This is a genomic window from Paenibacillus hunanensis (assembly GCF_034055775.1).
Classification (GTDB): domain Bacteria; phylum Bacillota; class Bacilli; order Paenibacillales; family Paenibacillaceae; genus Saccharibacillus; species Saccharibacillus hunanensis.
In genome coordinates this window covers 2,503,168-2,517,284 of record NZ_CP139194.1, presented here as the reverse complement: position 1 = coordinate 2,517,284, position 14,117 = coordinate 2,503,168, and the positions used below count along the sequence as shown (strand labels likewise).

The 14,117-nt window shown below is 45.3% G+C and carries 13 protein-coding genes; 4 read left to right on the top strand and 9 right to left on the bottom strand.

All coding sequences use genetic code 11. The features are described 5' to 3' along the window. Positions 1 to 14 precede the first annotated feature (14 nt). From SK066_RS10270 to SK066_RS10235, 8 genes are all read right to left on the bottom strand, one after another. Positions 15 to 1,289, bottom strand: coding sequence for an ABC transporter substrate-binding protein (locus tag SK066_RS10270; protein WP_320544581.1), 1,275 nt, complete (start codon positions 1,287 to 1,289; stop codon positions 15 to 17). A 1-nt stretch (position 1,290) separates the two neighbouring features. Then, positions 1,291 to 2,484, bottom strand: coding sequence for a glycoside hydrolase family 130 protein (locus tag SK066_RS10265; RefSeq protein WP_320544580.1), 1,194 nt, complete (start codon positions 2,482 to 2,484; stop codon positions 1,291 to 1,293). Between the two features lie 50 nt (positions 2,485 to 2,534). After that, positions 2,535 to 3,368 (bottom strand): carbohydrate ABC transporter permease, encoded by an 834-nt coding sequence (locus SK066_RS10260; protein ID WP_188775577.1) that lies wholly within the window; start codon positions 3,366 to 3,368, stop codon positions 2,535 to 2,537. Continuing rightward, the gene (locus SK066_RS10255) at positions 3,368 to 4,222 is read right to left on the bottom strand and encodes a carbohydrate ABC transporter permease (RefSeq protein WP_188775637.1); all 855 of its coding nucleotides are present in this window, start codon (positions 4,220 to 4,222) and stop codon (positions 3,368 to 3,370) included. The genes SK066_RS10260 and SK066_RS10255 overlap by 1 nt, the downstream gene beginning before the upstream one ends. Before the next feature lie 500 nt (positions 4,223 to 4,722). Next, positions 4,723 to 5,799 (bottom strand): LacI family DNA-binding transcriptional regulator, encoded by a 1,077-nt coding sequence (locus SK066_RS10250; protein ID WP_250345154.1) that lies wholly within the window; start codon positions 5,797 to 5,799, stop codon positions 4,723 to 4,725. Positions 5,800 to 5,932: 133 nt separating this feature from the next. Further along, positions 5,933 to 7,171, bottom strand: a complete 1,239-nt coding sequence (locus tag SK066_RS10245) for a glycoside hydrolase family 130 protein (protein WP_320544579.1) — start codon at positions 7,169 to 7,171, stop codon at positions 5,933 to 5,935. 394 nt (positions 7,172 to 7,565) lie between these two features. Next, the gene (locus tag SK066_RS10240) at positions 7,566 to 8,474 is read right to left on the bottom strand and encodes a methyl-accepting chemotaxis protein (RefSeq protein WP_320544578.1); all 909 of its coding nucleotides are present in this window, start codon (positions 8,472 to 8,474) and stop codon (positions 7,566 to 7,568) included. A gap of 350 nt (positions 8,475 to 8,824) precedes the next feature. After that, entirely contained in the window at positions 8,825 to 9,265 is a 441-nt protein-coding gene (locus SK066_RS10235) for an Imm63 family immunity protein (protein ID WP_320544577.1), read from the bottom strand. A 142-nt stretch (positions 9,266 to 9,407) separates the two neighbouring features. On the opposite strand from SK066_RS10235, the gene SK066_RS10230 reads away from it, so the two are divergent. Genes SK066_RS10230 through SK066_RS10220 form a run of 3 tightly spaced genes read left to right on the top strand, consistent with a single transcriptional unit; the run spans position 9,408 to position 12,007 of the window. Continuing rightward, positions 9,408 to 9,812 carry a CBS domain-containing protein gene (locus SK066_RS10230; RefSeq protein WP_320544576.1) on the top strand — a complete coding sequence of 135 codons (405 nt, stop codon included), beginning with the start codon at positions 9,408 to 9,410 and terminating at the stop codon, positions 9,810 to 9,812. A gap of 21 nt (positions 9,813 to 9,833) precedes the next feature. After that, a complete protein-coding gene (locus SK066_RS10225; protein ID WP_320544575.1) occupies positions 9,834 to 10,520 on the top strand; it encodes a response regulator transcription factor in 687 nt (228 codons plus the stop codon). Beyond that, on the top strand, positions 10,517 to 12,007 hold the full coding sequence (locus tag SK066_RS10220) for a sensor histidine kinase (RefSeq protein ID WP_320544574.1): 1,491 nt from the start codon (positions 10,517 to 10,519) through the stop codon (positions 12,005 to 12,007). The genes SK066_RS10225 and SK066_RS10220 overlap by 4 nt, the downstream gene beginning before the upstream one ends. Positions 12,008 to 12,237: 230 nt before the next feature. Here the strand turns inward: SK066_RS10220 and SK066_RS10215 are convergent, their stop codons facing one another. Further along, the gene (locus SK066_RS10215) at positions 12,238 to 12,522 is read right to left on the bottom strand and encodes a hypothetical protein (protein WP_188775569.1); all 285 of its coding nucleotides are present in this window, start codon (positions 12,520 to 12,522) and stop codon (positions 12,238 to 12,240) included. 400 nt (positions 12,523 to 12,922) lie between these two features. Between SK066_RS10215 and SK066_RS10210 the strand changes: the two genes are divergently transcribed. Then, the gene (locus SK066_RS10210) at positions 12,923 to 14,026 is read left to right on the top strand and encodes a WD40 repeat domain-containing protein (RefSeq protein ID WP_320544573.1); all 1,104 of its coding nucleotides are present in this window, start codon (positions 12,923 to 12,925) and stop codon (positions 14,024 to 14,026) included. The last annotated feature ends 91 nt before the right edge of the window (positions 14,027 to 14,117 follow it).

Here is a 14,117-nt window from a genome sequence, read left to right as displayed (position 1 = left end):
TGATCGGAATCGTCTTATTTCAAAATATCTTTTCTTGCTTTTGCCCAGGCTGCATTATATTTATCCAATACACTTTGCGGATTCTGGGCTAAAATGAACTCCTGTACTAAAGCTTCCTTTGTGATCTGAGCATGGTTCACAATATCAGTAACCTTTGGATCATCAGCAACTGCTTCGATCGTCACTGGCTTGAAGCTATCAAATTGCTGTAATTGTGGAATGGTCGCTTTCTTGTCTTTCAGTACAGGAATAAATCCTGCGTATTGATCAAAGCCAGAATCCTCAATCATCCACTTTACAAATGCCTTCGCTGTAGCAAGATTCTCACTATTTTTATTCACACCGTACGCCCAGTCCGGTGCTAGACTTACATTAACCTTGCCGGAATTATCATAAGGCAATGGGAAAAACCCGATGTTATCTGATGTTGTTCCACTGGAAATAATCTGCGGAATGACCCAGTTGCCCAGCATGACCATAGCAAACTTACCGCTAGCCACGTCTTTTTTCGATTGCTCCCAATTGGTAGAGTTGACGTCCTTCTCCAAATAGCCCTTCTCATACATCGTGCGAATGATACTCATGCTCTTACCATAGGGATTGTTCATCTGATACGGGGTATCGCTATTCATACGATCATTATTTAGCTTTGCATCACCAGCCATACTTGTTGGTACTTCCGAAATCCACGGGTACAGCGGCCACTGATCTTTAAAATTAGAAGCCAGCGGCACGATACCTTTCGCCTTCAGCTTTTCACTTGCTGCGTAAAATTCGTCCAGCGTCTTAGGAATTTCGGTAATTCCAGCATCAGCGAATGCTTTTTTGTTATACACGATCCCTGTAGTTGTGGCACCGACCGATATGCCATATACTTTTCCTTCGTAGGACTTATAATCTTTAAAATAAATGTTATCGTTCAAGCCGAGATCATCGAGCGGTGTAAAATATTTCGGTAGATCGGAATTCGGAATCGTTGGAATGAGCACCACATCCGGGTAATCGCCAGATGACATACGAATTTTCGTTGTTTTATCCAGATCTGTGATCGCTTCGAATTCCACTTGTGCATTCGGATATTTCTCATGGAAGCGTTTGGCATAATCGTCAAACTGGGTACCAATCATATCCGTACGATTCGTTAAAAAGGTTACTGTCCCACTAATAGCCCCATCACCTGTAGCGCCTTCTCCATTGCCCGCCGTATTCGAGGTGCTACCACTACCGCAAGCAGACAGAATGACTGAAGTGACAAGCACGCTGGCTAATACTGTGATTACTTTTTTCATATTATTTCCCCCTCTGTTCGCCATAACTCATATTGCCTCGGATCAGATCAGCACGTTGCTGCACACAGGCATAGGAGCGCATCGCATCCGCAGGTGTATGCTTTACATAATCGAGTAGCTTATCCACTGTTGTCGTCGCTACATGGCAACGTGTATCGGAGGAAGCATAGTATAGGAATAACTCGCCCTTCTCCGTGGCGACCATGCCATTACTGAACACCACATTGGATACATCGCCAATACGCTCATCACCTTCTGGAGCCAGCAGATGTCCACCCGGACAATGCGTCTGAATCCACGGACGCTCTAGCTCAGTCAAAAAGGCATATAGCACATACCGCAAGCCGGCGGCTGTATTACGCACACCGTGAGCGATGTGCAGCCAGCCCTCTGCTGTTGCGATCGGCGCAGGGCCCTGACCATTTTTCACTTCCTTGATCGTATGATACGCACGTTCATCTATGATCTGCTCCTCCTGAATAATGGCAGGCTTCATCGAATTGGATAATCCCCAGCCGATGCCACCACCGGAGCCTGTATCGATAAATCCATCCTGCGGACGAGTGTAAAAGGCATACTGGCCATCGATGAACTTCGGATGAAGCACCACATTACGCTGCTGAGCAGAGCGAGTCTGTAGATCAGGCAGTCGTTCCCAGCTTGTCAGATCGAGTGTTCGTACAATGCCGCACTGTGCAATCGCACTGGATAAGTCACCTGAGGGTGCAGAGGGATCTTTGCGCTCTGTACAAAATAATCCATAAATATAGCCATCCTCATGCTGTACAAGACGCATATCATACACATTCACATCCGGCTCGTCCGTTTCAGGCAAGTGAATCGGATAATCCCAAAAGGTAAAGCCGTCTACACCATTATCGCTTTCTGCAATCGCAAAAAAGGATTTGCGATCATTTCCCTCTATTCGTGCCACCAGATAAAACTTGCCATTCAAGTAAAGTGCACCCGGATTAAACACACAATTTACACCGAGCCGCTCCATAAAATAGGGATTCGTATCTGGATTCAGATCATATCGCCATGACAGCGGAATATGCTGATTTGTCAGAATGGGATGCGTATACCGTTCATAAATACCATGCTCTGAAAATAGCGGTTCATTTTTGCGTTCAATAATCGTCTGATGCCTCGCTCTTACCTGCTCATATCGTTGATCAAAATACTCATTTGACATCGTTCATTGCTCCTTCCATTAGTCCAAACCTTCCACATCCTATGTGATCCTTATCCCTTAACTGCTCCATTCGTGACACCGGCAAAGATATAACGCTGTAAAAACAGGTACAGCAATACCGTAGGTACCATGATGATCAAAATAGTGGCACAAATATAACTCCATTGCGCCTGATTGTTACTCGCAAAGCGCATGATCGAGGTAGAGACCATTACAAGCTTTTGCTTGGGCATATACAAAAATGGAATGTACAGCTCGTTATAAATATTGATCGTTTTCAAAATCACCAGTGTAACGGTCGCTGGACTTAGCAACGGAAAGATAATCGAAGCATAAATCCGAAACAGACTGGCCCCATCAATCATCGCACTCTCATCGAGCTCCTCTGGAATATTACGAATAAATTGCAGGTAGATCGTAATCTGCAATACATCCGCCCCAATGAACAGCAAAATCGGTGCGAATAAGGTGTTAAATACACCGAGTGATTGAATAAGTGAAAAGATTACCACCTGCGTTGTAATCGTTGGAATGATGCTAGCGAACAGGAACAAGCCTAAAATAAGCCGTTTTCCTTTAAAGGAAATACGAGCCAGTGCATACGACACCATCGTTCCAAACACGATATTCCCTACTAGCGATACGGCAATGACGATAAATGTATTGCTAAATGCCTGTAAGATATCTGCCCGATCAAATACAATTCGAAAATTCTCAACATTCAAAAAACTGGCTGGTAATGCAAACGGGCTGGAGCTTTCATCCGGCCCTTTAAAGGCATTCAGCACTACAACATAAGGTGGGAAAAGTACGACCAGACTGGCAATGCCCAGCAAAATATATTTGAGCCACTCGATCGGGTCCCGAATTCGCTTGGTAGTCATCAGGCATCTCCTTTGCGCTTGATCGCCATATTTTGTACAACTAGAATGACAATGGTGAAGATCAACAGCACAATGCTCATCGCGGACGCTAATCCATAGTTGTTAAATGTAAATGCAGTTTCAGTCGTCTTGAGCAGGAATGTTTCACTGGAGCCTACGGGCCCACCCTTGGTAAGCACGAACGGTAGATCGAATACCGCCAGCGCTCCGCTTAGTGTCAGAAACATATTTAACTGAATGACCTGTGTCAGATTAGGCAGGGTCAAATGCCATAACGATTGAAAGCGATTCGCACCATCAATTGTTGCCGCTTCATACATATCGCCCGGAATCGATTGTAAGGCCCCCAGATAAATGATCATCGTGTAACCCATATATCGCCAGAAGCTTACCGAAGCGAGCGAGAAATTCACAAGTGAAGTATCTCCCAGCCAGCTATGCTGTAGCGATTGAAGTCCGAGCATACCGAGCAGTGCATTCAGCGAGCCATTTTCCGTATCAAATACATATTGAAACATGAAGGCTACCGCTACACCGTTCATAATGTAAGGGACAAATAAAAGTACACGGAATAGATTGCGCCCTTTAATCTTTGAATTTAAAATGACCGCAAATAGGATCGCGATTATATTTTGCAAAATTCCACCAAGCACATAAGGAATCTGATGCAGAAATACACCAAACAAATCCGGATTCGTGAAAATCTCTTTATAATTGTCCAGACCTAGAAATTGAACCGTATCGCTAATCCCATCCCAACTGGTAAAGCTCAGATACAACAGGCGTACGGCTGGATAGTACGTGAACAAACCCAGCAGTACAAGTGGAATAAATAGAAAAGTAATAAGTATCATCGTTCGTTGTCTAGCATAAGACGTTCCCAACTGCTACACCGCCTTCAATATCAAATCTCCAACTTAAAGCTTCAAAGCTATACTTCCTTTTAAATAAATTATTATGATATCGCTTACAATATAGCTTATATTCATTAAACTTTTACTAAATAAAACTCCTAATTACACTTATGTTTCAGAAAAAAAGCTTTTTTCTAATTAAAGAGCTGTTTTTGCACTTTTAAATCTTATATTCGACTCATTATCTATCTACAGCCTCCTATGATCATGATCTCTTTCTACTGAATAAACTTTAACATAATTATATAGTTTCTTCAACAATAATATTTGTTTAATTAAACATACACTGTTGTTGAAGCTGAGTTTATCGGACAGGCCGTTGCATGAACTCCTCATCAAAACAAAAAGAGACATTTGCTTGGATCAGCAAATGTCTCTTTTCTACTCTATTTCTTTTCTACTCTATTTCTTTTCTAGTCTACTTCTTCTCTAGCCTTCTCCTACTCTGTTTGTGGCTCTACCGTCTCTGCGGTATGCAGAACCTTCACAGAATCTCGTTCAATCAATCTGGTTGATAGTAAAATCTGCTCTGCTACCGTCTCATGATGCTTAATACGATCAAGAATTGTTTTAACCGCTCTGGAGCCCATATGCTCCTTAGGTACTTGCACCGTCGTAAGCCTTGGAATGACGAACTCTGCCAGTGTTAAATCATCGAAGCCAATGATTGAGACATCCTCTGGACAACGGTAGCCCCATTCGGTCAAATAACGTAGCGCTTCAATCGCAAGCATATCATTAGCACAAAAGAAGCCTGTAACCTGTTCATCTACAATAGAGGAGCGTAGCTTATCCATAAATTCTGAATTCGTATAGTTACCGCGACCACTAACGCCTAAGCCGCGCACCCAGGTAATGCGAGCCTGATCATCAGCACTTGCGTTACTATTATGATCCTTTGCCGCTTCTTCAAAACCACGATCTCGTTCTTTAAAGCTCAATGCTGTCTCCATGTCTCCGACAAAAGCGAGTGTACGATGCCCACTTTGAAGCAATTTCATCGTAGCATTGTAGGCTCCAATATAGTTGTTAGCGAGCACATGGTCATATTCCACGTTTTGAATATTGGAATCAACCAGCACAAAAGGAATCTCTGCCGCTTCAATCGCTTTTATGTAATCTTCGGGAACATGCCCAAGCAGGAGCGCACCATCCACCTTGGATTCACTAATGCTAGACGGCATTCCTTCCTTCGGTTCCAGCGAAATATCGATACCCGACAGCATCATACTAAAATCATAGCCTGACAGCTCTTTATCAATGCCACGAATAATTTTACCCCAGTATTCCATATCATCCAAATACGCTTCAGGCATCAGCACAGCAATATTTCCGGTCTTCGTAAATTGAGATGATTTGCGTAGCTTATCAAAACGGTATCCCATGTCCTGAGCAGTCTTCCAGATCTGCTCGCGAGTACTGTTATTGACAGCAGGATCATTAGAGAGCGCTTTCGATACGAGTGCCTTCGACACGCCAACCTGCTCTGCAATCATCTGTAAGGTAACCTTTTTCACTTATCTAGCTCCTTACGATTTTTTATTAATCATAATTCGTTTTTAAACTTTTTTCAACTCAAATACCCTTGAATAAGCAGCATAGTTGATCTATACTTGCTCATTTCAAGGGTATGGTGTCATCTATTCGTAGTTATACCGAAGTCGTGTGCAGCTGCTTACCTTCTGCATCATATTGGCGAATATGCTGGATCAGCTGCTCCAGATTCACCCAGGAGATGCCAACCTTCTGATCTGCCGCACCATAAGCCATGATCAATTCACCATCTATAATTACGCCTCCGGTTGTAAATAAGCATGGCGTTGGATAGTCCGAAGGCATCTCCCATTCACGTTCTGCATACATCAGTCGATCCGGGCAGCGGTGCGTTAATATAGGATAATCATGTTCCTGCTCTTCCACAATCATAAAGGATTGTGTATAGCCAAATTGCACATTTTTCTTGCCATGATACGGAATAAGCCATTCTCGCTCGTTAATTTTTAGCGGCGGCCAGCTAGCACCGATACGATTCTCCTCCCAATCAAATATCGGGGCTGCGAGCAATCGATGCTCTGCCTGCGACGAAGCGAATTCCTCTATCGTATTCGCACTGGCTAGATAGATTGATGGCTTTTGTACACACTCCCCTTCTGGAAAGGGCTTTACATTCATCGGGCGATGAAGCATCACATAGCGCTCCTGATTACCAATATGCATTTTGTCTGGAAATAAAAAGACATCTCGATTATCGCTAATTTGTCCTTCTGTGAGCGGGCCGATATAAGCAAATGCCTGTTCATAATTACCGCATTTCAGCTGCTCCAGATTCAGCTTATATAGTACAGTGACCGTATCATTGGCACGAGCCGTTTGCACAAAGGCATCCGCATCGCTCATATGGAAAATCCAATCAGGTACATATTCAAATCGTGTCTCCACAGGTGGCTCCTGATCACTCAGCCAGTAAGGCCCCGGTGGGAAAATTCGACAGGCGACTGACATGTACAGCTCACCCTCAACCGGGAAAATGCGCGGATCTTCAATACAGCCATTCGCATAATTGCGAACACGATTTCCATGAATATCGGTAATGTACAGCTCATCCTCTTCGTATCCAAGCGCTGGTGCCAGTGCAGGTCTGGAGAAATCAGCATCCCAGGTCAGCCCTCGATCATTACTTTTGGCATAGCCCAAAAAGATAGGATATGGATCGTGGCATCCCTCTCTCTTCTTTTCTGACCACGGGCCTGTCGCTCTAAACAGCATATGAATAGTATCGGATTCTGGATCTTTTACGATAGCTGGATTTAGCACCATTTTATCTGCCCAGGCACATCCAGGCATCGGCTCTAATACCGGTTGATCTAAATAACGAAATTGGGGCTTCATAAGCTCCTCCTTTTTATGTGTAAAACACTGGTAGTTGAATCTGACAATGTCATCTGACGAGTTCACTCTATCATATCTATATTTTTCTTTCAACATATTTAATTGTTTCATTAAATTTATTTAAACAAATTCTATTGAATATGATGTATAGATACATAAATGTATGTTATCAGTGCAGAAGCATGTCGCTTGGATATCCCAACACGGTAAAACGCTGTGCAAAAAGCCAGAGTCGGAGGATGTGATGATCCTCTGTTGACTCTGGCTCTATTGGTTTGGCTATTCATTGTATAGACTCGGCTTCGTGTTATGATGCTGGAGCGATTCTCTTCTGTAGCATAGAAGGCTCTTTTAAAATAACCTGCCCCCAAGCTTCCCACTCTATAACTAATCCTCAAATCTCATGCGTCACTCGATCCGCCTGAATGTTCAACTCATTGGCTGATGTAAAGATCGCAGTAAACGATTCCATTGCCGTCTGCATACGCTCCTGTCCACGCTTGACACTCTGTTCTACCTCTACCGTTGTATTGGAGATTTTGCGTACCTCTAAGTCCATTGCGTCGACGCTACGCTTCACCTGAGTGATCGATTCCTGCACCATATTCGATAGCTTGCCGACCTCCTGTGCAACTACATTAAAGCCACGTCCAAAGTCACCAGCTCGTGCGGCTTCAATCGCTGCGTTCAGGGCGAGCATTTGCGTTTGCGAGGCGATTTTACGAATCGTTTGTACGACATCCTGAATTTCGTAAGCTTGCTCTTGCAGTCGATGAATCGTATCTCCATTGGCTGAGGTCACCTGTGCGATCTGCTCCATACTGACGAGCAGCTCCTCACTGTGCAGCATACCGTCAGATGAGCGCTGATGGAGCATTTTTGCTGTGTTTTGCAGATCATCTACAACATGGCTCAGATGGTGATGACGCTCGGTAATATCGGTTGCGACCTTGGTTACACCGATGACATGACGGCGTGCTTGATCCCATACAGGCATATAGGTCGCTTCTAGCCATACCTCATCATTATTCGCGTTACGGCGCAAAATTCTATCGTGAAAGGTAATCCCTGTAAACAGATTATTCCAGAATGCTTCATATGCTGAGCTATTCGCAAAGTCTGGGAAGCATAAATTACGGTGATGCATGCCAATCATCTCGCCCGGAGAATAACCGACCACATGCGCAAAAATATCATTCACATAAGCTACACGATGCTCCGTATCAAATCGAATAATAGCCAAATTTTCTTGTAAGGCGCGTACGACCAATTCGTCTGTAACTTGCTCACTCAATTTTTCCATAACAGCATATCCTCCTGTGGCGATTTGTATATGTTTTGTTTCAATTGATCACGTCCACTTCATGAATCAAATAATATTTTTCCAATATAAGAATATAATTTAAAATAAGTAGGTAAAAGAGATATATTTCCTATATTTGGTGTATAAGGATTGATTCCTATATCGGCATTTTATTGCTCAAAATCAATACTTTTACAATTAAAATCATTGCAAAAAAGACATTATTCCTAGGAATAATGTCTTCATCGATAGGAGAGACGCTACACATCCAGCATAATAGCCTCTATCTACATTTATCCAGCCTTTACAGCTTTACTGGTAGTAGAGCAGAGCCTGATGTAGCTGCATCATTACATCTGCTCTAGCTCTCCTCTTTTCCCACTACGATACATCTCCTCGTATATATCATCCGTCGCTGCAAATGCGTGCCGAATTAACGTCGACCAATCTGCCTGCACGGTAGCTGTCATCTGTAAACGACCTTTACCCGGTTCAATCCCGTGCCGATCCAGCAGCTCCAGATAAGCCGCCGTCTGAATACAGCTATCCAGTATCCAGTAAATGATATCGTGTTCACGCTCTGGACTAATTTTTTTGTTCATTATTTGAACTCCACGCTCATATAGTAGTAGTCTATATCCATCTGGATCAATCGCAATCTGCGGTTCCAGATCACCATGCCATGAATCGTCAAAGGCGGCTTCGACCCACTGAATACGGTCATCTCTGTATAGCTCGGTCTTTTGAAACTGCGTTACAATCGCATCGATTAGCTGTTGCTTGGTCTTCATTCTTATCACTCCCTGGTCGAAAATATGGCGTTATGCATTGCCTGCTTTGTGGCTACAATGCTGTAAACCTTTACACATGAGATTCAAAATGTGTTTTAATGGAAATATTATTGATAACATATGATGTAAAGGAGTGACATTTGTGCAAATCTCACATTTCCTCCTGCCTAAAGAGCAGGTTACTTATGTATCGTCGAAAGCCTCCATGCTGGAAGCGCTGGAGCAGCTAGAGCGTCATCCGTATTCAGCTATCCCTATTATTGATGAGCAGGGAAAATATGTAGGCACATTATCCGAGGGTGATCTACTATGGAAGCTCAAAAATGCGTTCAATCTTGACTTTGAAGCGATGCGTCATGTACCGCTTACGGATATTCAGCGCCGTGTACATAATGAGAGTGTCGTCATCACTGCGAACATGGAAGATATGCTGAATCGCGCTGCTGATCAGAACTTTGTTCCGGTCATTGATAATGAAGGCATGTTCCTTGGCATTATCCGTCGTAAAGACATTATCGAATATTACAATGATACCATTACCGATTAATGATGGGAAAGGAGCCTGTCCATGTCTACACGTGTGCTGATTGCGGATGATGAAGCTGCCATTCGCAACTCGATTGCCTACGCGCTCAAACGGGAGCATTTTACAGTAGAGACGGCAACCGATGGCAGAGACGCGCTAGCGCGTGTAGAACAGTTCCGTCCGGATGTGCTCGTGCTTGATGTGATGATGCCCGAAATGGATGGCTATGAAGTATGCCGCAGGCTGGAGCAGCGCCGCGGCTTAGGCATTGTCCTGCTAACGGCACGCGATGATGTAATTGACCGTGTGCTTGGTCTGGAGCTTGGTGCGGATGACTATGTTGCCAAGCCCTTTGATATTCGTGAATTGATCGCACGGATCAAGGCGCTCGCTCGTCGTGTGGATCGGGAAAATGCACCCCCACCACTCGATGAGCCGCGAACACTCGGCCCACTCACCGTACAGCCTGCCAGTCGTGAAGCGCGAATCGATGGTCAGTCGTTGGAGCTCACGCCCAAGGAATTCGATCTGTTACTGCTGCTAGCTACACATCCCGGACGTGTGTATACACGAGATGAGCTACTGGAGCTGGTCTGGGGAATGGATTATTTAGGCGAGACACGTACCGTGGATATTCATATTCAGCGACTGCGCAAGAAGCTTGATCCGCACCAGTCACTATTGCAAACGGTTTACGGGATCGGCTATCGCTCGGAGCCGCAGGCATGAGAGCACGTTCACTGCTTCACCCTCGGCTCGGCTTACGCTGGAAATTCCCGTTGCTGCTCGGTGCCCTGCTGTTATTTACCGTTACCGTGCTTAGTCTGCTTGTCCTATCCGGTATTCGCAGTAATCAGCAGCAGCAGACAGAGCAGCTTCTTCTACGTCAGAGCGATCTGATGCAGCTGCGTATTCAGCAGGCGTATTTGAGTGGCGAGCGATTATCTCCGCTATTATTTATGCAAAGGCGAGCAGCGGAGCTGGCGGTTGATCTGGGTGCAGCCAGTAACATGCGAGTGATTGTATATGATCAAAACGGCGAGCTACGTGGTGATTCTTTGCCGCTGGCTCGCCGTAGTGATGTGAGCGCAGCGATGCGATATGCACTGCAAGGACAGACCGCGTATATTACGGAGGGCTCGAATGTGCTGTATTTGGCACCTGTCTATGGTGCCGATCAGCTGCTTGGTGTAATTCAGCTACACCTGTCGATTGCAGAGCAGCAGGAGTTTTACCATAATATGCTCCTACTCTGTCTATGGACAGGCGCCGCTGTACTTGCCAGTAGCTTCCTGATCGGCTGGCTGTACATTCATCGGCAGACCCGTGATATTCATACCTTAATGACCGAAGCACGAGCCATTGCTCGCGGTCGTTATCCGGACGAGCAACATGCCCTGCTCAAGCGCTCAGATGAGCTCGGTGAGCTCGGTGACAGTATTACCGAGATGGGTGGCATGATCGAGCGCAGTATGAATTTATTAGAGCAGGAGAAGCTACAGCTACAGCAAGCGGTGACCAAGCTCTCTGCGCTGGAGCAGCTGCAAAAGGCATTTATCGGCAATATTAGCCATGAGCTAAAAACGCCTGCCACCTCCATCCAATCGTATGCCGATCTGCTAGGGATGTACGGAGATGATCCTGAGCTGGTGCGTGAAGCAAGCGCCAGCATTTCATCCGAGATTCGCCGGTTGATTGAGCTCATTGAGGATTCGATCCGCTTATCGCTACTGGATAAATACGACTTCGAGCTGCATCCTGAGCAGGTACAGCTGAATGAGCTCATCGAGGACGCCGCCGCTCGAACACGCGGCAAAGCGACTAGCGCAGGCATTCAGCTTGATGTGAAGCTCGATCAGTCGGTGCAGCTGCTCGCTGATCCGAAGCATCTGATGCATATTTTGCTCAATCTGCTCGACAATGCAGTTAAATACAATCTACCTGAGCAAGGCTGGATTGTAGTCGAAAGTCAGCTTCGCGATGAAATCGTACAAATTCGTATTCGTAGCTCTGGCCCGATGATTCCAGCTGATCAGCAGGAACTCGTATTTGAGCCGTATACTACGCTGAGCCAGAATCGCTCGCGCACGAGTAGCGGTACAGGGCTCGGCTTGCCACTCGCACGACGTCTTGCCCAGCGAATGGAGGGCAATCTGTATATCGCCTCATCCGATGAGCATGGCAATGTGTTCGTACTGGAAATGCCGCTTCAGTAAGCTGCGATCTACCTATGAAGCCATACATTCTCTATAGCCTGTCGCTTATTATGCCCTATGTTATATCCTGCTATAATGCAAAAAGGAACCCCATTGCTGTTCATACATGCAATGGGGTTCCTTTCATCATGATTCGCTTATTATTCCCTATGTGCGCAACACTCGTTATCCCTATTTCGTTCAAACGATGACTTCATCAGTCACCTGTTGTCATGGGCATAAGCAATGAGCTATATCTGTTCTGCACGCTCACCCAGTATACGCTCTTCAATCAGGTCAATACCCTGCGGTGTGATGGAGAAGTGCATATAGCCCACCACGTCCTTGATATCGATCAAGCCTTTTTTGTGTAAATAATCATAAGCGAGACGCGTTTCTTTGTCTGTTAATGGCCCTACATTTTTCTTCGGTCCAGGCAAGTGAAACGAACGTTCTTCCGGTCCAAAATGATACTCATATAAATCCTGCAAAAGCTGTATACGCAGCCGTTGTCTGTCTCTAATGTTATCGTTCATGCTATTCACCTCCACATGATATCGGCATGGCGTCCACTCCTGATTGCAGGTCGTACGGCATTTCCCAGGCTCATCATAATTGCAATGATATCAGCGATTCGCTACGATCCTAGCGCGAGCAAGAAGCTTGCTTCACCGGATACTCCAAGCTCCTACAAGCAGACGATAGGTGTAATGACTGAGCTTCCTGTTCATCATACCATGAACAATACATTTGCACGATTCAATAACGAAAGATTCAAATCGATAGCTGTTTACAAGTTCGATACAATTGTACATATCGCTGAGATGTGCAGATGATACGCTAGATGCACACGAAAGACCGCAGATGATAGAAATGCTGAAATGGATCGTGTATCATCTGGTCGGATCATTATTTAGATACAGGAGTTGAATTGTTATGATGTACCCCCGCGGGCTGCGCTCAGCCTATTCTGCCCCTACACCACACCTATCCAAAGGAACATATCGGCATAAACGCTATGGCAAGCTACTGGTAAGCTGTGCTGTACTAAGCCTATTACTATTAGCTGGTTGCGGTAATGATCAGAATCTAACCGTCGTCGATCAAGCGGCAAGCAGACCTGTAGAGCCTACGATCAGCCTCTCTTCACTGGACAAGCTGGACGATGCCTATGGTCGCACCTGGCTATCTGCGGATGAGATTATTATTGATCGAGACAATCGACTGATTGTGCATAATGCTGCTACGGGCAAGGAGCATCCACTCACACCACATCGTAAAGGCATTCAGCTGCTTGCCGAGGCTTCACCTGACGGGAAGCATGTATTTTTCACAGAGGGCGTAGAGAATGACCGCTATACGATCAAGGGCTATATTCTTAACATCGAATCCGGTCATATCGTAACGATTGGCACAATCGACATGGTCAATGAGTTCAAATGGGCAGATAATTCCCATCTGATCAGCGGTACACCCGATACCGGCTTACAGATCATTGACCTGCAAGGTCATAAAACGACGCTCAAGCTTCAAGGCGATAACATCAAAGATACGATCATGCAGGTACAGCAGGTCAATGGAACGATCTATTTTGTAGGTGGTTCTGCGCTGAATCGTGTACAGGAAGGTAACCTACAGTCCAAGTCGATTGCGAGCGATGTATGGAACTTTGACGTTGCACCTGATGGCCAATCGATCGTCATTCAGCAGGTCGGTCATAAGGAATCGGAGCCGGGCAAGCTAACGGTGATCGATAGTAACGGCAAGGTACTGGGGAAAGTCGCCGAAGGCACGCTACTCGGTCGACCCGCATGGTCACCCGATGGCAGCATGCTCGCCTTCTCCATTTATCAGGAAAGCCAGCAAGGCATGAAAGGGCTGTACATTTTCAATCGTAGTACCGGAACGACGACTCCGGTTACGACTGAATTTCAGGCGTATAACACCTCGATTCGCTGGAGCCCGGATAATCGCCGGATATCACTGTATGCAGAGGATAATGGTGTAGTGACTGCATTGATCGGTATTGATGTGAAATAATAGTTTCACTATTACTTTTCTACCTCATTTCGATAAGCTAAGGTTCCGCATGTCTTTATAAAAAAGCAGCTCCTGCTATTCCTGCCTTTAC